The following is a 17,651-nucleotide window of genomic DNA, read 5'->3' as shown; positions in this document are numbered from 1 at the left end:
ACAGCGTAAAATAGCGGATTCGCCGTTTCCATCGCCTCCCATGACCATCCTGCTCTCCACCCTGAACGCCCGCTATACCCACGCCTCGCTGGGATTGCGCTATCTGCTGGCCAATATGGGCCCGCTGCAGGCGCAGACGCGGCTGCAGGAATTCGTCATCGGCACCAAGACGACGGAACTGGTCGAGCGCATCCTCGTCAACAAGCCCCGTATCATCGGTTTTGGCGTCTACATCTGGAACGTCGAGGAAACGACGAAACTGGTGGCCATGCTCAAGCGCGTGGCGCCCGAGGTCATCATCGTGCTGGGCGGGCCGGAAGTGTCGCATGAGGCGGGCGAGCAGGAAATCGTCAGGCTGGCCGACTACCTGATCACGGGCTGGGGCGACGTCACCTTCCCCAAGCTGTGCGGCGAGATCCTCCACGGCCCGAAGCCGCTGATGAAGATCCATGCGGGCGTGCAGGCGCCGCTGGCGGAACTGCAGCTGCCCTACTCCTTGTATACAGACGACGATATCCGCCACCGCACGATTTACGTGGAAGCGTCGCGCGGCTGTCCGTTCAAATGCGAATTCTGCCTGTCGGCGCTGGACAAGACGGCCTGGCCCTTCGCGCTGGAGAATTTCCTGGCCGAGATGGAGTCGCTGCATGCGCGCGGCGCGCGCCTGTTCAAGTTCGTCGACCGCACCTTCAACCTGAACATCAAGACCAGTTTGAAGATCATGCAGTTCTTCTTAGACAAGATCGAGGCGAATCCGGACGATCCCATCTACGCCCACTTCGAACTGGTGCCCGACCACTTGCCCGACGCCTTGAAAGAAGGCATCAGCAAATTTCCGCCCGGCGCGCTGCAGTTCGAGATCGGCATCCAGAGTTTCAATCCGGACGTGCAATCGCTGGTCAGCCGCAAGCAGGACAACCAAAAGGCGGCCGACAACATCCGCTGGCTGTGCGAGGAATCGAACGCCCACTTGCACGTGGACCTGATCGCCGGCTTGCCGGGCGAGGATGAAGCGAGCTTCGCGGCCGGCTTCAACAAGCTGGTGGCCCTGAAACCGCATGAAATCCAGTTCGGCATCTTGAAACGGCTGCGCGGCACGCCCATCATCCGCCACACGGAAAACTATGGCATGGTGTTCGACCCGCACCCGCCGTACACCATCCTGGCCAATAAACAGCTCGATTTCATGAGCATGCAGCGCCTCGTGCGCTTCGCCCGCTACTGGGACCTGGTGGCAAACTCGGGCCGCTTCGCCAATACGGTGCAATGGATGCTCGGCGATGCGCCGTTTGAAAACTTCATGGATTTTTCGAACTGGCTGTATGCCCACACGGACGCCACCCACCGCATCGCCATGGAGCGCCTGGCCAAGCTGGTGGCGCAATGGCTGCAGACGCGCGGCATGAGCGCGGCCGAGGCCAATGCCCTCGTGGCCAGCGACTATGCGGGCGGCGCACAGGCGGCCGCACATGCCAAGCCAAGCGAAGTGAGTACTAGCAACGCCAAGGTGCGCCCGGACGTCGCCCTGCCGCAGCGGCAGGCGCGTCACCTGGCGTCCTAAGGGGCGGGCGATTGAACAGCGGTGGCGGTCTGCGCCATTCTCCCTTAAACTGGCACGATGCCGACTGTACAATCGCCGAAACTGACCCTCTCCCAGACCAGCTCCCAACAGGGAGCCCTTGTCACTGCCAGCGGCACCTGGCAGGTGCACGCGCTGGCGCATGACAATGCCATCAAGGCCATCGAGGCCCAGCTCAAGCCCCTGCAGGGCGATGCCAAGGCGCAATGGGATTTGTCGGCCATCGACAGCATGGACCATATCGGCGCCCAGCTGTTCTGGAATGCCTGGGGCAAGCAGCGCCCCGCGCAGCTGACCCTGGCGCCGTCGCAGGAAGAGTTTTTCCGGCGCATCGAAGAGACGGGGCCGCTGCAAACGCCGCCGTCGCGCGCCAACCGCCTCACGCCCGTGATGAAGCTGGGCATGGCCATTTTGCTGTTTTTCGAACATTTGAAGGGCTTTATTGCCCTTGTCGGCCAAGTGACGCAGGATATCGGCCGCTTCGCGCGCCACCCGATGCGCGGGCCGTGGCGTGAAATTTCCGCCAATATCTTCCATGCGGGCTTCCAGGCGCTGGGCATCACGGCCCTGGTCGGCTTTCTGATCGGCGTCGTGCTGTCCTATCTTTCCGCGCAGCAACTGCGGGCCTTTGGCGGCGATATTTACCTGGTCAACCTGCTGGGCATGAGCGTCATCCGCGAACTGGGGCCGCTCCTGGCGGCCATTCTCGTGGCCGGCCGCTCCGGCTCGTCCATCACGGCACAGCTGGGCGTCATGCGCGTCACGGAAGAGCTCGACGCCATGCTGGTGATGGGCATTTCGCACGGTTTCCGCCTGATCATGCCTAAAGTGCTGGCCCTGGCCATTTCCATGCCCCTGCTCGTCATCTGGACGGATACGGCCGCGCTGATCGGCGGCATGGTGGCGGCCAAGGTGGAACTGAACCTGTCGGCACGCTACTTCATCCAGAAGCTGCCCGATGCCGTGCCGCTGGCCAACTACATGATCGGCCTGGGCAAGGGCGTGATTTTCGGCATGCTGATCGCCCTCGTCTCCTGCCACTTCGGCCTGCGCATCAAGGCCAATACGGAAAGCCTGGGGCGCGGCACCACCACCGCCGTCGTCACGGCCATCACCGTGGTCATCCTGGCCGACGCCGTGTTTGCCATCGTCTTCAATGGAGTGGGCTACTGATGGCGAACGACACCGATATCGCCTGCAAGGCGAGCGAGGGCCAGGACGGCCAGTTCGATCTGCATGGCGACGCGCCCGTGGTGGAAATCACCAATCTGTGGACCAAGTTCGGCCGCACCGTCGTGCACCAGGACTTGAACCTGGAAATCGAGCGGGGCGAAATCCTTTCCATCGTGGGCGGTTCCGGCACGGGCAAGACGGTGCTGCTGCGCCAGATGCTGGGCCTGGAACATCCGGCACGCGGCTGCGTCAAAGTCTTTGGCGAAGATATCAACAAGGCAAGTTCCGACCAGCTGCAGCAGTTGCGCAACCACTGGGGCATGCTGTTCCAGCAAGGTGCCCTGTATTCGGCCCTGACCGTGTTCGACAACGTGGCCCAGCCCATGCGCGAATTGCGCGTGCTGCCCGAAGCGCTGATCCACGACGCGGTACTATTAAAGATGAACATGGTGGGCCTGGGCCCGGAACATGCGCTGAAAATGCCGTCGGACTTGTCTGGTGGCATGATCAAGCGCGTGGCCCTGGCGCGTGCCCTGGCGCTGGAACCGAAGCTGCTGTTCCTCGACGAACCGACGGCCGGCCTGGACCCGGACTTGTCGGAAAGTTTTGTCGCCCTGATCCAGTCGCTGCACCGCGAACTGGGCTTGACGGTGGTGATGGTCACGCATGACCTCGACACTTTGTTTGCCCTGTCCACGCGTATCGCCGTGCTGGCGGAAAAACACGTGATCGCCATCGGCCCCACGCGCGAGGTAATCGAAGTGGACCATCCGTTCATCAAGCAATTTTTCCTCGGCGACCGCGGCAAGCGCGCGCTGGCCGTCCTCGATGAAAAACAGGCGGCGGACAAGGCGGCGCAGCCAGGCGACGACGCCGGCACAGACAAGAAAGCGGAGAAGTAATGGAAAACAGATCACATGCCCTGATGACGGGATTTTTTACACTGACACTGCTGGTGGCCGCAATCCTGTTCGGCGTCTGGTTCAACCGCGACCGCGTGGAAAGAGTCCCGTATTTGCTCGCCACCACCCTGTCCGTGCCGGGCCTGAACCCGCAGGCGACCGTGCGCTACCGGGGCCTGGAAGTGGGCAAGGTCGACGCCATCGACTTCGACACGCAAAAGGCGGGGCAAATCCTCGTGCACATCAGCGTGGCGCCCGATACCCCCGTCACGAATACCACCTTTGCCACCCTGGGCTACCAGGGCGTGACGGGCATCGCCTACATCCAGCTCGACGACGAGCACGTGGGCTCGACACTGCTGGGCACCAGCAAGGACAAGCCGTCGCTGATCCCCCTGCGCGCGGGCTTGCTCGACCAGCTGGAAAAACGGGGCAAGCGCATCCTCGACCAGGCCGAGCAGATCACCAACAAGGTGAATAATTTGCTCAGCCCCGACAACCAGGCGGCCATGCTGGGCGCCTTCACTGAAGTGGGCAAGGCGGCCAAGGCCTTTGGCGCCATCCCGCAGCAGCTGGAACCGACCCTGACGCAATTGCCGCAACTGACGGAACAGACGCGGCAAACCTTGACGGCCGTCAGCACGGCCAGCAAGAACGTGTCGGACCTGACGGCCACGTGGAAAAAGCTCGGTAACGACATCCAGGCGCCCGGCGGCGTACTCGACAAGGTCAATGGCACGGTCGACCGGGTCGGCAATTCGGTGGAAACGGTGGCCAATGGCGTGTCGCTGGAAGTCTTGCCGCAGGTGATAGAGCTGAGCGGCGAGGCGCGCTCCTCGATGCGCGCCCTGAAAACCACCATGAGCACGCTCAATGAACAGCCGCAGAGCATCCTGTTCGGCGCCCCAGACATCCCGCCCGGCCCGGGCGAGCCCGGTTTTTCGGCGCCCGGCAAATAAGGAGAACACAGCATGCCTATTCCTCGCCATCTCACCGCACTCATCGTTGCCGGCGCTTTTCTGCTGGGCGGCTGCGCCAGCCGCGGCCCCGTACCCACGTTCTATGATTTCGGCCCGGCCGCGCCGCAGGCAGCGGCACCGGCCGCCGCGCCAGCCGTGCCCGTACTGGTCATCGCCGACGCCAACGGCCCTTCCTGGCTCGACAGCCAGCGCATGTATTACCGCTTGCTGTACGCCGATGCGCAGCAATCGCGGCCGTACGCCTACAACCGCTGGAACACGCCGCCGCTGCAACTGCTGAGCCAGCGCCTGAAAACCCGCGTGGCGCAAAGCGGCGTGAAAGTGCTGTCGACCACGGACGCGGCCGCCGGCATCCCGCTGCTGCGCATCGACGTCGATGATTTTTCGCAAGCGTTTGACACGCAGACGCAAAGCAGCGGCCATGTGTCGCTGCGCGCCTCGCTGTTCCGCGGCCACCGCCTGATCGACCAGAAAACATTCAGCCGCAGCGGTCCGGCCGGCAGCGCCGATGCGCAAGGCGGCGCGCAGGCGCTGGCGGCGGCCTCGGATGCCATCGCCGCCGACCTGCTCACCTGGCTGGGCACGCTGAATATTCCGAAAGAATGACCGACCCCGCATCCCCCGCCAGCCCGGCGGCGCCGCTGCCGCCCGTCCGTTCCTCGCCCGTGTCGCGCGCGACCCTGCTCGCCTACGTCTTCCTGATCGTCTACGCCAGCTGGTTTCCGTTCACGGGCTGGCACAGCAATGGCTTGTCGCCGCTGACTTTCCTGGAAAACACGCGCATGCCCCGTTACTGGACGGGCTTCGATGTCGGCGTGAATATCGTCGGCTACATCCCGCTGGGCGCGTTGATCGTGTATTCGTTGTTTCCAAGGATCACGGGTTTCTTTGCCGTCATCGTCGCCAGCCTGTGCGGCATGTTGATTTCCGGCAGCATGGAAGCCGTGCAAACCTATCTGCCCAGCCGCGTATCGTCGAATCTCGATTTCTATACGAATGCGGCCGGCTGCTGCATCGGTTCCATCATCGGCGCCCTGACGGCGCGCAAGCTGCTCGACCACAGCCATTTGTACCGCTTGCGCCAGCGCTGGTTTGCCCAGCACGCCAGCCAGGGCCTGGTGCTGGTGGCCCTGTGGCCGCTGGCGCAGATTTATCCGCAAGGCTATCTGTTCGGCCTGGGCCAGCTGCTGCCCATCCTGTCGGACTGGCTGTCGCAGCTGGCGGGCGTCGACATCGACCTGGCCACGTATCTGCGTCCCGACGTGGTCTTAACGGTTGAGCAATATTGGCTTTCGGAAACCATCATCACGGCTTGCGGCATGACGGGCGCCGTGCTCACCTTGCTGTGCCTGCTGCGCCGCGCCGCGCCGCGCGCCATCCTGATGCTGACCCTGATCGCCGCCGCCTTGACCGTGCGCTCGATGGCCAGCGCGCTGCTGTTTTCGCCGGAAAATGCCTTCGTCTGGATCACGCCGGGCGCCCAGGGCGGCTTTTTGATCGGCCTGATCATGCTGGGCGGTCTGGCCTTCGCGCCGCATGTGGCGCAGCGCCGCATCGCGGCCGCCACCTTGCTGCTGAGCCTGGTGATGGTGAATACGACGCCGATCAACCCGTATTTCATGTCAACCTTGCAAGGCTGGGTACAAGGCAAGTTCCTGAACTTTAATGGCGCGGCGCAATTTCTCGCCTTGCTGTGGCCCTTCGTGGCCCTGTGGTTCCTGTGCCTGCCCTCGCACCGCCTGAACCGGCAGGACGATGTGCAGCGCCAGCGTCGCGAAGACCACCCATAAGCGCTATCATGGCGCATTGATGAATCAGCAGGAGCATAGTATGAGCGACGCACCGTATTTTGAACGCCACGTTTTTTTCTGCATGAACAAACGTGAAGACGGCCGCAACAGCTGCGGCGACCATGGCGCGGAAGCGGCGCAAAAGCATTGCAAGCGCCGCATCAAGGAACTCGACATGAACGGCGCGGGCAAGATCCGCATCAACCAGGCCGGCTGCATGGACCGCTGCGAGGAAGGCCCGCTGCTGGTGATCTACCCGGAAGCGACCTGGTACACCTATGTCGACACCAGCGATATCGATGAAATCATCGATACGCACCTGGTGGGCGGCAAGATCGTCGAACGTCTGAAAATCTAAGCCGCATATTTAATCCTAATTTAAGCCTACGCCACCAGTATGAGCATCATGAACAGAAACTCGGAAAAATTTACCCTCGCCGGCCATGCGGGCAGCATGGAAGGCTTGCTCGATTTCCCGGCAGACACTCCGCGCGGCATCGCCCTCGTTGCCCATCCGCACCCGCTGTACGGCGGCACGATGGATAACAAGGTCACGCAAACCCTGGCACGCGCGTTTGTCGCCCTCGGTTACGTGGTGGCGCGCATCAACTTCCGCGGCGTGGGCGCCTCCGAAGGCGTACATGACCATGGCGCGGGCGAGACGGACGACATGCAACTGTTATACGAACACATGGTCGGCCTGTACCCGGGCTTGCCCGTGGCCTTGTCCGGCTTCTCGTTCGGCACCTTCGTGCAATCGAAACTGCAGGAACGCCTGGCCGCCGCCGGCACGCCCGCCGAGCGTCTGGCGCTGATCGGCAGCGCGGCCGGCAAATGGGCGATGGCCGACATTCCGGCCGACACCATCTTGATCCACGGCGAACTGGACGACACGATTCCCCTGTCCGCCGTCTTCGACTGGGCCCGTCCACAAGACATCCCCGTGATTGTGATCCCCGGCGCCGACCACTTTTTCCACCGCAAGCTCAACCACATCAAGAACCTCGTGATTGCGCTGTGGCATGGTGACAAACCCGCAATCGCAGCAGATGATCATTGAAGTGTGGGCTTACTAGCGCCTCCACGGCTATAATTGATCCGTTTTTTCCACGCGGCCACGTACGCAGCAACTGCGTGGCCCTCAGCCTTCATCTTTTTCGCAGACCAGCCTCCATGAAAAAACTTTTAGCGGCACTGGCCTCCAGTGTACTTTTCCTATCCGCCGCCTACGCGCAAACCGTTCCAGCCCCAACCATCGCCGCCAAGTCCTGGCTGCTGCTTGACGCCACCAGTGGCCAGATCATTGCTTCGCAAGATCCGGACGCGCGTATCGAGCCGGCCTCGTTGACCAAGATCATGACGGCCTACCTGACGTTTGCCGCCATCCGCGAAAAGAAACTGGCGCTGGACCAGAAAGTGAACGTGTCCGTGCGCGCATGGAAAGTCGATTCGAGCAGCTCGAAGATGTTCATCGACCCGGCCACGCCCGTGTCGATCGACGACTTGCTGCACGGCCTGATGATTCAATCGGGTAACGACGCTGCCGTGGCACTGGCCGAAGCCGTCGCCGGCGATGAAGGCACGTTCGTCGTGCTGATGAACCGCGAAGCCCAGCGCATGGGTCTGAAAAACACGCGTTTTGCCAATCCGCATGGCTTGCCTAGCCCCGAGAACTATTCCACGGCGCAAGACTTGTCCGTGCTGGCCAAGCGCGTGATCGCCGACTATCCGGAATTCTACAAAATCGATTCCATCAAAAGTTTCACCTACAACAAGATCACCCAGCCTAACCGCAACCGCCTGCTGTGGCTGGACCCGACCGTCGATGGCATGAAGACGGGCCACACGGAAGCGGCCGGCTATTGCATGATCGCCTCGGCCCGCCGTCCAGGCGGCACCGGCGAGCGCCGTTTGATCTCCGTGGTGCTGGGCACCTCGTCCGACCAGGCCCGCACGCAGGAAAGCCAGAAGCTGCTGAACTGGGGCTTCCAGAACTTCGATACGGTCAAGCTGTACTCGAAAGGCCAGGCCGTGGCCACGCCGGAAGTGTGGAAAGGCTCGAAAGGCACCGTGAAAATCGGTTTCGCCCGCGATGTGCTCGTCACCGTACCAAAAGGCACGGCGGCCAAGATGAAACCTGTGCTGGAACGCAAGGACCCGCTGGTCGCGCCATTGGCGGAAAACGCCCCTGTCGGCAAGCTGAAAATGATGGTCGATGACAAGGTCCTGCTGGAACTGCCCGTCGTGGCGCTGGAACCGATCAACCAGGCAACGATCTTCGGCCGCGCCTGGGATTCGATGCGCCTGTGGATGAAATAAGCCCTTAGCATTCCCCATAAAAAATGCCCGCAGCGCTGCGGGCATTTTTTTCGTCCGTCGACGTTACTTCGCCGGCGCATCCTTCAGGTGCGGCTGGCGCGGCACGGGCGGGAACGTGCCGTGGCGGCCTGCCGCAAACGTCGCTTCCGTCTGCGACGCTTGCACCGGCACGGACAGCTTGCGCACCTTGGCCACCTGCGCCGCCGTCACGGGCGTGCCGCGGTTGCCCCAGCTGGTCTGGATGAAGGTCACCACTTGCGCAGTTTGCTCATCATTGAAGATGTCGGCATACGGCGCCATCGTCAGCGCCGACGGCGCCGTGCGCGTGGCCGGCACGGCGCCGCCCGACAGCACGATATTGATGGCCGAGGTCGGATCGTTCGTCTGCAGCACGGCATTGCCGGCCAGCGCAGGGAAAGCCTTGTCATAGCCCTTGCCGTCGGAACGGTGGCAACCGGCGCAGCGGTCCAGGTACAGCTGCGCGCCTTTCGAGTTGACGATGCCGCTGAACAATTGCTTGCCCAGCTTGTCGTCGGCCACGAAGGCGGGCGTGCCTGGCTTCGATGGCGGCAAAGACTTCAGGTATTTCGCCATCGCCGCCAGGTCGCCATCCGTCATGTGCTGCATGGAATGGGCCACCACGTCATTCATGGCGCCAAACGAGGCCGTGTGGCTGTTGCGGCCCGTCTTCAGGAATTCGGCGATCTCGGCTGCGCTCCAGCGCGCCAGGCCGCCGCCATGTTCATTGCGCAGCGAAGGCACGGACCAGCCGTCGATCACGCCGCCACCGGCCAGGAAGGTCGTGTTGCCCTCGTCCGTCAGCGATTTTTCCTGCATGCCCACGCCGCGCGCCGTATGGCAGGCGCCGCAGTGGCCCAGGCCCTGCACCAGGTAGGCGCCGCGCAGCAATTGCGCGTCGCCCGTGGCCGGCGTTTTATACGGCTGCGGCGTGGGGGCAAACGCCCAGCGCCAGATGGTCAGCGGAAAGCGCATCGACAATGGCCACGGAATGTCGGCCGCCTTGTTCGGCGTCGGGTCCGCCTTCACGCCATGCATGAAGTAGGCGTACAGCGCCTGCATGTCCGCCTCGCTCAGGCGCGAATACGACGGATACGGCATGGCCGGATATACGGTATAGCCGTGCTTGGTCACGCCGGTGCGCATCAGCTTGTCGAAATCGGCAAAGCTCCAGTCGCCGATGCCGGCCTTCTTGTCGGGCGTGATGTTGGTGGAATACACCTTGCCGATCGGCGTTTCCATGCCCAGGCCGCCCGCGAACGGTTTGCCTTTCGTGCCGGCCGTGTGGCAGGCGATGCAGTCGCCCGCGCGGGCCAGGTATTCGCCCTGGCGTATCAGCTGGGCGTTCGGGACGGTGGCGGCCGTGGTGGCCGACAGGGCGGTGCCGGAGGCGAGCGCCAGCAGCAGCGCGCCCACGGTATGGGTGAATGTGTTGTTCATCTTCTTGTTCTTTATCAGGCGACCAGGGGACGGGGATCTTGCAGGTATTGCTCGCGGATGGCCTTGGCCGACCAGTAGGTCAGCGCGCAAGCGAGGCCCGTCGGGTTATAGCCGATACCGACCGGGAACACGCTGGAACCGACGGCAAACACGTTGTGCACGTCCCAGCTTTGCAGGTAGCGGTTGACGACGCTGGTCTTGCGGTCCGCGCCCATGGCCGTGCCGCCCGCCCAGTGCGTGGTCTGGTAATTGCGCAAGTCCAGGTGGTCGCCCACGCTCTTGACGGATACCTTGATCGATTCCGGATTCATGGCCTCGGCCACCTTCATCATCTTGTCGGTGACGAAACGGCTCATCTTGATGTCGTTTTCCTTCCAGTCGAAGGTAAAGCGCAGCAATTGCTGGCCATACTTGTCCGTGTAGGTCGGGTCGAGATCGACATAGCAGTCGCGGTAAGTCATGTTGGCGCCGTGGCAATCGAACGACACCGTGTTCAGGTAGCTCTTCTTGACGGCCTTTTTCCAGGCCGAACCCCAGGCGGGCGTGCCGTCCGGCGTGGCGATGCCGGAAATGGGCTTGGAGCCGGCCGGGTTGCACCAGGCGGGCGAGCCGCCCACAAAGCCCAGCGGGCCATGGTCGAAATTGTCGCCATTCCAGTCATCGAGCGCGACACCGGTGCCGCCGGCGCCGATGAAGGGATTCGTGTTCGTGTCTTCCTTGAAGAAAGTCTGGATGGTCGACATCATCTGGTAGGCGATATTGCGCCCCACCACGCCTTCATTGCTGACGGGGTCGTACGGCTTTCCGATGCCCGACAGCAGGAACAGGTGCGCATTGTTGTAGGCAAACGCACTGGCGATGACCAGGTCGGCCGGCTGCTCGACGGCCTTGCCATCCGCATTGATGTAGGTCACGCCCGTGGCGCGTTTCTTGCTGCCGTCGAGGTTGATGCGCACGACGTTGCAATTGGCGCGCAATTCAAAGTTGGCCACCATACGCAGAGCCGGCATGATGTTGACGTTGGGCGAGGCCTTGGAATAGTTATAGCAGGCGTAGCCGGAGCAGAAGCCGCAGAAGTTGCACGGGCCCATCTGGCAGCCGTACGGATTCGTGTACGGGCCGGATGCGTTCGACGAGGCGTTGACGAAGGGGTGGTAGCCGACGGCCTTGGCCGCGCGGCGGAACAATTCTGCCGTGTACGGCACTTTTTGCGGCGCCAGCGCGTAATTGTCGGAGCGGTCGCCTTCGAACACATTGCCGTCGCCGACGACGATGCCGTTGACCTTGTACGCCTGGCCCGAGGTGCCGAAGACTTTCTCGACGAAATCGAAGTGCGGCTCCAGCTCGGCGTAAGTCACGCCAAAATCCTGGATCGTCATGCCTTCGGGAATGAATTTCTTGCCGTAGCGGCGTTCGTAGTGGCTGCGGATTTGCAGCTCTTCCGGCAGGACGCGCCAGTGCATGCCCGACCAGTGCAAGCCCGCGCCGCCCACGCCCGTGCCGGGCTTGAAGGCGCCGATCTGGCGGTACGGCACGGCCACGCCCGTGATGCTGTGGCGGAAGGTAAACGTGCTCTTCGACATATCCTGGAACAGCTTGCTGCGCTGGATATAGGTCAGCTCGTCGAGGGTCTTCGGATAGGCGCCGTCGGGATAGGTGTCGCGGTACTCGCCGCGTTCCAGCGCGACCACGTTCAGGCCCGCTTCCGTCAATTCCTTGGCCATGATGGCGCCGGTCCAGCCAAAGCCCACAATCACGGCGTCGACAGGATTCATTTTTACATCGGGTTTGATATCACTCATGATGGTTTTTCTTTTTCTTTGATCGGGTACGAATAACTGAAAAGGTTCAGGGCAAGGCGCATTGCCGCAGGCAGTACGCTAGTACGACCAGGCAGTGCAACGCCGCCATGGACGTTTTCAGGCGATGGATACTGGAGGCAACGGGTATTTCTTGCCATACTGCTCCACCCAGTCCATGTAGTCGGCGCGCGCGCCGGGGAATCCGACCATCTTCCAGGCCAGCATGTCCTTGTTGCCGCCGTGCACGGGGTCGCAAAAATAGCCTTCGCGCGTGTTTTGCAGCAGCTGGTTGAAGAAGATTTTCGACGGCACTTCGCCGATGTCCAAGGTGCCCTTTTGCAATTGCGTGATGACGGCGTCGCGCTCGGCCGCGTTCAGCTGGACGAAGGGCTTGCCCGACTGTTTCTGCACGGCCGCATTCACGCCCGCCAGGGCGCTCTTGTACAGCTCGCGCGGCGCCATGTGGAACTGGTAGCCGAACTGTTCGATCGACGGCACGAACGGCCCCTGCATGTACCACAGCGCGCCATACGCGTAAGGCGTGTTCATCTGCGCATCGATGAATTCATGCGCGCCCGATTCCAGCGCACCCGGCCCTTCGCCATCGGCGGGGATCAGCCGGTCGACCAGCGCGCTCAATGTGGCCCACTCGGTGGCGTCGAAAAAGCGCGGTTTGTAGGCAGGCTGGTCTTTGGAGACGGCCATGGCCAGGCCGCCGCCGGCGCCGGCCAGCAAGGCCACGGCAGGCGCGGCGCCGACGGCCTTGCGCAAGAAGTGTCGCCGGTGGGGCGAAATCCCGATGATTTTCATAGGTTGTCCTCAGGCGGCATAAGCCGCCACAGTGATGGATGTGGGAGTCAGAAAGAAAATGCGGACACGCGCCGCTGAGATGGCAGATTTCACGTAAAGATGGCTGGAGTATCGCGGCGCGGTGCATCCGCCTGCCGGTTAATTGATCAAGATGATTGACAAGCGCTAGCTTTGCATTTACGGTGCGCATCGTACCATAATTAAAAGAAACATTCAGAGACAGGTGAGACGTGACTACAAAAGAGGTACCGGTGCGTGGCCGCCCGCGCAAGGCGGGCGTGGAAGATGCGGTACTGGAAGCGATCGTCATGCTGGTGCGCCAGCATGGACTGGAGGCGGTGACGATACAGATGGTGGCCGACGTGGCCGGCGTGGGGCGCCAGACGATCTACCGGCGCTGGCCGCGGCGCGAAGACATGCTGCTCGACGCGCTCGTCAAGCGCACGGCGGAGAAGCTGCAGCGCGCGCTCGACATGCCGGACGGCCAGGAAATCGAAGCGATCTGCGCGCGCATCTTCGACAACCTGAACGCCGACGGCCGCTTCACCTGCGACCTGCTGGTGCTGATCCACAATGATGCGGCGGCCCAGCTGCGCTTTCGCGAGCAGATCGTCGCGCCATGGATCACCCTGGTGGTGCAGCGCCTGGTCAACATCGGCGTGCGCGCCGACCTCGACCTGCGCCTGTTCGCCTTCATGCTGCAATCGGCGCTCGTGTACCAGATGCAACTGGGCGGCCAGCTCGACGATGCCCTGCAGGAGCGTTGCTGCCGCTTTATCCGCAGCATGCTGTAGATTAGCTGGCTATAATCGTGGCGAGTCCCATCACGTCACCACCAGAAAGCCAGCCCATGAGCCATGTATTTCCCGCCAGTCTGCAAGCGCCGCGCAGCCGTTTAAGCAGCAACGGTCCCGAACTGTCGCGCATCGTCGCCGGCATGTGGCGCATCGGCGAGTGGAATATGTCGGCGCAGCAGCGCCTGGCTTTCATCGAGCAATGCCTGGCGCTGGGCGTATCGAGTTTCGACCATGCCGATATCTATGGCGATTACAGCGCCGAAGGGCTGTTTGGCGAAGCGCTGGCCCTGCAGCCGGGCTTGCGCGACAAGATGGAGCTCGTCAGCAAGTGCGGCATCAAGCTGCTCTCGCCGCACCGTCCCGGCCACGCCATCCAGCACTACGACACGAGCGCGGCGCACATCACCAGCTCCGTGGAACACAGCTTGCGCCAGCTGCAGACGGACCGCCTGGACCTGCTGCTGATCCACCGTCCCGACCCGCTGATGGATTTCGACGAGATCGCCGGCGCGTTTACCCAATTGCAGAAAGATGGCAAGGTGCTGCACTTTGGCGTGTCGAACTTCAGCCGCCACCAGTTCGAATGCCTGCACCGGCGCTTCCCGCTGGTGACGAACCAGGTGGAATGCTCGCCGCTGCACGTGGCGCCCCTGTTCGACGAAACCTTCGACGGCTTGCAGGACGTGGGGGTGGCGCCGATGATCTGGTCGCCGCTGGCGGGCGGGCGCCTGTTCCAGGGTGGCGATGCGAATGTGGAGAATTTGCGCAATGTCATCAAGCAGATCGCCGACCAGCTGCAGCGTCCGTTTGCCAGCGTGGTGTTTGCCTGGATCATGCAATTGCCTTGCCGCCCCCTGCCGCTGACGGGCACGGGCCGCATCGAGGCCGTGGGCGTGGCCGTGGAAGGCACGCAGTTCACGCTCAGCCGCAGCGACTGGTTCGCCATCCTGCGCGCCGCGCGCGGGCACGAGGTGGCTTAACGTTTAATCAATCTCATCCGGGTCGTTAAAAACCTGGGGTAAGGCAATACCGCGCCAGCCCAGATGCCACGCCAGGTTGAGCAGCAGGGTGGCGGCGATGTAGACGGCGAAGAACAGGGCAAAGAAACTCGTCTTCAGCCACACCAGCAGGGCGATGGCAAGGATCAGCACCAGCAGCGCGGCCATGCTTTTCTTTTGCTTGGAGCTGGGGAAACGCAAGGTCGACACCATCAGGCTGCCCACGCCGACGAGCAGCAGCATCAGCAGATAGCTGTGCAGCATGGAATCGATGGGCGCCGGCCAGGCTACCACCACCGCCGCCACGCAAGCGGCCCCGGCCGTGATCGGCATGCCGACGAAATACAGGGGATCGGTACGCCCCACGTTCACATTGAAGCGCGCCAGGCGCATGGCCCCGCAGGCGACAAAGAAAAAGCTGGCCATGCCGCCAAAGCGCAGCAGCAGCGGATCGTGCACGCCCATCTGCACGAAGCCGTAGCAATACAACAGGACGGCCGGGGCGCAGCCGAAATTCATCACGTCGGCGATCGAATCGAGCTGCACGCCGAACTGCGAACTGGTTCCCGTCAGCCGGGCCACGTAGCCGTCGAGCGCGTCAAACACGCCGGCGAGCACCAGCAGCGCCGCCGCCAGCCGGTAGGCATCCGCGTCGCCCACGGCGGCGTTGTCGACGGAAATGACGATGCTGGCAAAACCGCAGGCTATCGAAAGCAAAGTCACCATGCTGGGCAAGGCATATTTGGCGCGCTGCAGGCGCGACTTGGGCAATGTGTTCAAATGTATGGGCAATCAAAAAAATCGGAAGTAAGGCAATGCAGCGGCAAACGCTGCGCTGCGCCCATTCTACCCTGCGCAGCGGCGGCACCGTCCCCGCACGAGCGCGACATATCTTTTCACGGATGCTCTACGCGTGATCAAAATACCTTAGAATCGTTTTACAGGACAGCACGCTGCCCCCACCGCTGCCCGCCTACCTCTACAGGAGTCGACTTGATTGCCTCGTCACTGCGTTGGAAATACTGGATACCTGCCCTGCTGAGCGCAGCCCTGCTGAGCGCCTGCGGCGGCGGCAGCGATAGCGGCAATACGCCGCTGAGCAACTCGACCCCGGCCGGGCAATTGACGCAGGAGCCGGGTGCTCCCGTTCTCAGCAACAATATTGCCACCGATGGCTTCAACTGGTTCAACTACCGGCGCAGCCAGATCGGCCTGTCGCCGCTGGTGCGCAATAGCCTGATCGACAGCGCGGCCCTCGGCCATTCCAGCTATCTCAATCTCAACAATACGGTGGCGCACGAACAGGTGCAGGGCAAGCCCGGCTTTACAGGCGTCACACTGGGCGACCGCCTGGCCAAGGCCGGCTACGTCGTCACCTCGCTGCAGGGCGAAGTAATCGCCGGCGCGAGCAACACGTCCGGCTTTTACCTGGCCGAAGAACTGGTCACGGCCATCTATCACCGCTTCGTCATTTTCGAGCCGCTGTTCAAGGAAGGCGGCGCGGGCGCGGCCGTCAGCAGCGCCGGCTATGCGTATTTCACCACCGACCTGGCCGGCAACCGCAGCTATGGCCCGGGGCTGGCGGCGGGACAGATCGTCACTTACCCCTACAGCGGACAGCAGAAGGTGGCCGTCAGTTTTTCCAGCAATAACGAATCGCCCGATCCCGTGCCGAACCAGGACGTGGTCGGCTACCCGATCAGCGTGCATGCCAATTACGGCACGCCCGTCAGCGTGACGGCGTTCAGCGTGCGCCAGCGCGGCGCCGCCGCGGACCTGGCCGTGCGCCTGCTTACCAGCGGCAACGACGTGCATACGCCCGTCTCGGCCGCATCCATCATCCCGCTGGCGGCCTTGAACGCGAACACCAGCTATGACGTGAGTTTCATCGGGAAAGTCAATGGCGCGGACGTCACGCAGAGCTGGTCATTCAGCACGCGCTAGGGCGACTCGCCCCGCCAAGCGGGCGCAGCGTCATGGACGACTGGATGTAAAATGGTGGTTCCTGCTTTACAGCAATTGACAAGTTTTGGGGCGCTCTGCACAGCATGCTGAAACCACACGCCACTTGCGATGATGATGCCGCCGTTGCGGCATCCGACATGGTCCGCATTCTCGACGTTGAGAACGGACTGGGCCGCATCATGGGCGACCGCATCCTGTACCTGAAAATCCTGCGCCGCTTCCTGCACGACCACGGCACCACGCCGTGCCAGATCCGCGCCGAATTCGACACGGGCAACTACGTTTCCGCGCGCCTGAAAGCGCATACCCTGAAAGGCGCCGCCGGCATGATCGGGGCGCGCCATGTGCACAACCTGTCGGAAACCCTGGAATCGGCACTGCGTGCGCAAGCGCCCGACCTGGCCCAGCAGATGCTGCAGCTGGAACTGGCGCAGGATCAATTGCTCGGCGCGGTCAGCAGCATGCTGGGCACGCCGGAGGCAAACCACACGGCGGCGCAGGACGTGGCGCCCGACCCGGCCGCGCCCGCCATCCAGCTGCTGCTGGCGCGCCTGGCCAGCCATTTGCGCGAAGGCGACGGCGCGGCCATCGACATCCTGGAAAACTCGGCCAGCCTGCTCGCGGCCAGCCTGGGCGTGAACGTGTACCAGGAGGTGGCCGCCGCCGCGCACGAGTTCGATTTCGAAGGCGCCCTGGCGGCGCTGCTGCGGCGCCGCTAGCGCACAGCGAGCTGCCGCTCAGCTGTTGAACTGCGCCTCTTCCGCATACGCCACGCAACAACTCTTGCAACAGAAGCGGCGCACGGCATCGAGCGGCTTGTCGCAGTACCAGCATGCACCTTTCGGCGGCAGCGCTGCGATCAATTGCGGCAGGGAAGGCAATGGCGGCGCCGCCATGCCCCTGCTTTCCACGACTTCCGGCTGTTCGCTGTCCATGGCGCTTCCTTTCCTAGCGGCACTTCAAGGCCGCTCAGCAAGATTACGTCAGCACAGTTTGAAGCCCATGACATTTCTCAACCGTGGCCACGCTTGCCCCATCGGCACCTTGAAATTTCCAAACGACAACGTTGTCACTTCAC

Annotated in this window: 18 protein-coding genes; 13 read left to right on the top strand and 5 right to left on the bottom strand. The window is 62.7% G+C overall.

Annotation, left to right across the window (positions count from 1 at the left end):
* Positions 1-40: 40 nt before the first annotated feature.
* From JAB8_RS25270 to JAB8_RS25230, 9 genes are all read left to right on the top strand, one after another.
* On the top strand, positions 41-1,561 hold the full coding sequence (locus JAB8_RS25270; protein WP_070291999.1) for a DUF4080 domain-containing protein: 1,521 nt from the start codon (positions 41-43) through the stop codon (positions 1,559-1,561).
* Between the two features lie 57 nt (positions 1,562-1,618).
* A complete protein-coding gene (locus JAB8_RS25265) occupies positions 1,619-2,752 on the top strand; it encodes an ABC transporter permease (RefSeq protein WP_070224749.1) in 1,134 nt (377 codons plus the stop codon).
* Positions 2,752-3,654 carry an ATP-binding cassette domain-containing protein gene (locus tag JAB8_RS25260; RefSeq protein ID WP_070291996.1) on the top strand — a complete coding sequence of 301 codons (903 nt, stop codon included), beginning with the start codon at positions 2,752-2,754 and terminating at the stop codon, positions 3,652-3,654. The genes JAB8_RS25265 and JAB8_RS25260 overlap by 1 nt, the downstream gene beginning before the upstream one ends.
* A complete protein-coding gene (locus JAB8_RS25255) occupies positions 3,654-4,613 on the top strand; it encodes an MlaD family protein (RefSeq protein ID WP_070291995.1) in 960 nt (319 codons plus the stop codon). Before JAB8_RS25260 ends, JAB8_RS25255 begins: the two co-directional genes overlap by 1 nt.
* 12 nt (positions 4,614-4,625) lie before the next feature.
* Entirely contained in the window at positions 4,626-5,240 is a 615-nt protein-coding gene (locus tag JAB8_RS25250; RefSeq protein WP_070224752.1) for an ABC-type transport auxiliary lipoprotein family protein, read from the top strand.
* The gene (locus JAB8_RS25245; protein WP_070224753.1) at positions 5,237-6,424 is read left to right on the top strand and encodes a VanZ family protein; all 1,188 of its coding nucleotides are present in this window, start codon (positions 5,237-5,239) and stop codon (positions 6,422-6,424) included. Before JAB8_RS25250 ends, JAB8_RS25245 begins: the two co-directional genes overlap by 4 nt.
* A gap of 40 nt (positions 6,425-6,464) precedes the next feature.
* Positions 6,465-6,782, top strand: a complete 318-nt coding sequence (locus JAB8_RS25240; RefSeq protein ID WP_034781335.1) for a ferredoxin — start codon at positions 6,465-6,467, stop codon at positions 6,780-6,782.
* Between the two features lie 48 nt (positions 6,783-6,830).
* Entirely contained in the window at positions 6,831-7,484 is a 654-nt protein-coding gene (locus JAB8_RS25235) for an alpha/beta hydrolase (RefSeq protein ID WP_070291993.1), read from the top strand.
* A 113-nt stretch (positions 7,485-7,597) separates the two neighbouring features.
* Positions 7,598-8,743: a D-alanyl-D-alanine carboxypeptidase family protein gene (locus tag JAB8_RS25230; protein ID WP_070224754.1), complete on the top strand. Its 1,146-nt coding sequence runs from the start codon at positions 7,598-7,600 to the stop codon at positions 8,741-8,743.
* A 63-nt stretch (positions 8,744-8,806) separates the two neighbouring features.
* On the opposite strand, the gene JAB8_RS25225 is transcribed toward JAB8_RS25230, so the two are convergent.
* The 3 genes from JAB8_RS25225 to JAB8_RS25215 all read right to left on the bottom strand — a co-directional run bounded on the left by JAB8_RS25225 (position 8,807) and on the right by JAB8_RS25215 (position 12,813).
* Entirely contained in the window at positions 8,807-10,201 is a 1,395-nt protein-coding gene (locus JAB8_RS25225) for a cytochrome c (protein WP_070291991.1), read from the bottom strand.
* A 14-nt stretch (positions 10,202-10,215) separates the two neighbouring features.
* Entirely contained in the window at positions 10,216-11,976 is a 1,761-nt protein-coding gene (locus JAB8_RS25220; protein ID WP_070291989.1) for a GMC family oxidoreductase, read from the bottom strand.
* A 144-nt stretch (positions 11,977-12,120) separates the two neighbouring features.
* On the bottom strand, positions 12,121-12,813 hold the full coding sequence (locus JAB8_RS25215) for a gluconate 2-dehydrogenase subunit 3 family protein (protein WP_070291987.1): 693 nt from the start codon (positions 12,811-12,813) through the stop codon (positions 12,121-12,123).
* Positions 12,814-13,043: 230 nt separating this feature from the next.
* Here JAB8_RS25215 and JAB8_RS25210 point away from each other — a divergent pair, with 230 nt between their 5' ends.
* Positions 13,044-13,607 carry a TetR/AcrR family transcriptional regulator gene (locus JAB8_RS25210; RefSeq protein ID WP_217494248.1) on the top strand — a complete coding sequence of 188 codons (564 nt, stop codon included), beginning with the start codon at positions 13,044-13,046 and terminating at the stop codon, positions 13,605-13,607.
* Between the two features lie 56 nt (positions 13,608-13,663).
* A complete protein-coding gene (locus JAB8_RS25205) occupies positions 13,664-14,590 on the top strand; it encodes an aldo/keto reductase (RefSeq protein ID WP_070291984.1) in 927 nt (308 codons plus the stop codon).
* 3 nt (positions 14,591-14,593) lie between these two features.
* Here the strand turns inward: JAB8_RS25205 and pssA are convergent, their stop codons facing one another.
* Positions 14,594-15,334 carry a CDP-diacylglycerol--serine O-phosphatidyltransferase gene (gene pssA, locus JAB8_RS25200; RefSeq protein ID WP_254679595.1) on the bottom strand — a complete coding sequence of 247 codons (741 nt, stop codon included), beginning with the start codon at positions 15,332-15,334 and terminating at the stop codon, positions 14,594-14,596.
* A 267-nt stretch (positions 15,335-15,601) separates the two neighbouring features.
* Between pssA and JAB8_RS25195 the strand changes: the two genes are divergently transcribed.
* Positions 15,602-16,552 (top strand): CAP domain-containing protein, encoded by a 951-nt coding sequence (locus JAB8_RS25195; protein WP_343216119.1) that lies wholly within the window; start codon positions 15,602-15,604, stop codon positions 16,550-16,552.
* 158 nt (positions 16,553-16,710) lie between these two features.
* Positions 16,711-17,292 (top strand): Hpt domain-containing protein, encoded by a 582-nt coding sequence (locus tag JAB8_RS25190; protein WP_254679594.1) that lies wholly within the window; start codon positions 16,711-16,713, stop codon positions 17,290-17,292.
* An 18-nt stretch (positions 17,293-17,310) separates the two neighbouring features.
* Here the strand turns inward: JAB8_RS25190 and JAB8_RS25185 are convergent, their stop codons facing one another.
* Positions 17,311-17,508 (bottom strand): hypothetical protein, encoded by a 198-nt coding sequence (locus JAB8_RS25185; protein WP_070224761.1) that lies wholly within the window; start codon positions 17,506-17,508, stop codon positions 17,311-17,313.
* Positions 17,509-17,651: the final 143 nt, after the last annotated feature.

The organism is Janthinobacterium sp. HH106 (assembly GCF_001758725.1).
In the GTDB taxonomy this organism is placed as follows: Bacteria; Pseudomonadota; Gammaproteobacteria; order Burkholderiales; family Burkholderiaceae_D; genus Janthinobacterium.
Note: the sequence above shows the minus strand (reverse complement) of the source record. Positions and strands in the feature narration are given on the sequence as shown.

Coding starts and splice junctions, on each gene's coding strand:
- JAB8_RS25270 (WP_070291999.1), top strand. CDS start 41: ATGACCATCCTGCTCTCCACCCTGAACGCCCGCTATACCCACGCCTCG.
- JAB8_RS25265 (WP_070224749.1), top strand. CDS start 1,619: ATGCCGACTGTACAATCGCCGAAACTGACCCTCTCCCAGACCAGCTCC.
- JAB8_RS25260 (WP_070291996.1), top strand. CDS start 2,752: ATGGCGAACGACACCGATATCGCCTGCAAGGCGAGCGAGGGCCAGGAC.
- JAB8_RS25255 (WP_070291995.1), top strand. CDS start 3,654: ATGGAAAACAGATCACATGCCCTGATGACGGGATTTTTTACACTGACA.
- JAB8_RS25250 (WP_070224752.1), top strand. CDS start 4,626: ATGCCTATTCCTCGCCATCTCACCGCACTCATCGTTGCCGGCGCTTTT.
- JAB8_RS25245 (WP_070224753.1), top strand. CDS start 5,237: ATGACCGACCCCGCATCCCCCGCCAGCCCGGCGGCGCCGCTGCCGCCC.
- JAB8_RS25240 (WP_034781335.1), top strand. CDS start 6,465: ATGAGCGACGCACCGTATTTTGAACGCCACGTTTTTTTCTGCATGAAC.
- JAB8_RS25235 (WP_070291993.1), top strand. CDS start 6,831: ATGAACAGAAACTCGGAAAAATTTACCCTCGCCGGCCATGCGGGCAGC.
- JAB8_RS25230 (WP_070224754.1), top strand. CDS start 7,598: ATGAAAAAACTTTTAGCGGCACTGGCCTCCAGTGTACTTTTCCTATCC.
- JAB8_RS25225 (WP_070291991.1), bottom strand. CDS start 10,201: ATGAACAACACATTCACCCATACCGTGGGCGCGCTGCTGCTGGCGCTC.
- JAB8_RS25220 (WP_070291989.1), bottom strand. CDS start 11,976: ATGAATCCTGTCGACGCCGTGATTGTGGGCTTTGGCTGGACCGGCGCC.
- JAB8_RS25215 (WP_070291987.1), bottom strand. CDS start 12,813: ATGAAAATCATCGGGATTTCGCCCCACCGGCGACACTTCTTGCGCAAG.
- JAB8_RS25205 (WP_070291984.1), top strand. CDS start 13,664: ATGAGCCATGTATTTCCCGCCAGTCTGCAAGCGCCGCGCAGCCGTTTA.
- pssA (WP_254679595.1), bottom strand. CDS start 15,334: ATGGTGACTTTGCTTTCGATAGCCTGCGGTTTTGCCAGCATCGTCATT.
- JAB8_RS25190 (WP_254679594.1), top strand. CDS start 16,711: ATGGTCCGCATTCTCGACGTTGAGAACGGACTGGGCCGCATCATGGGC.
- JAB8_RS25185 (WP_070224761.1), bottom strand. CDS start 17,508: ATGGACAGCGAACAGCCGGAAGTCGTGGAAAGCAGGGGCATGGCGGCG.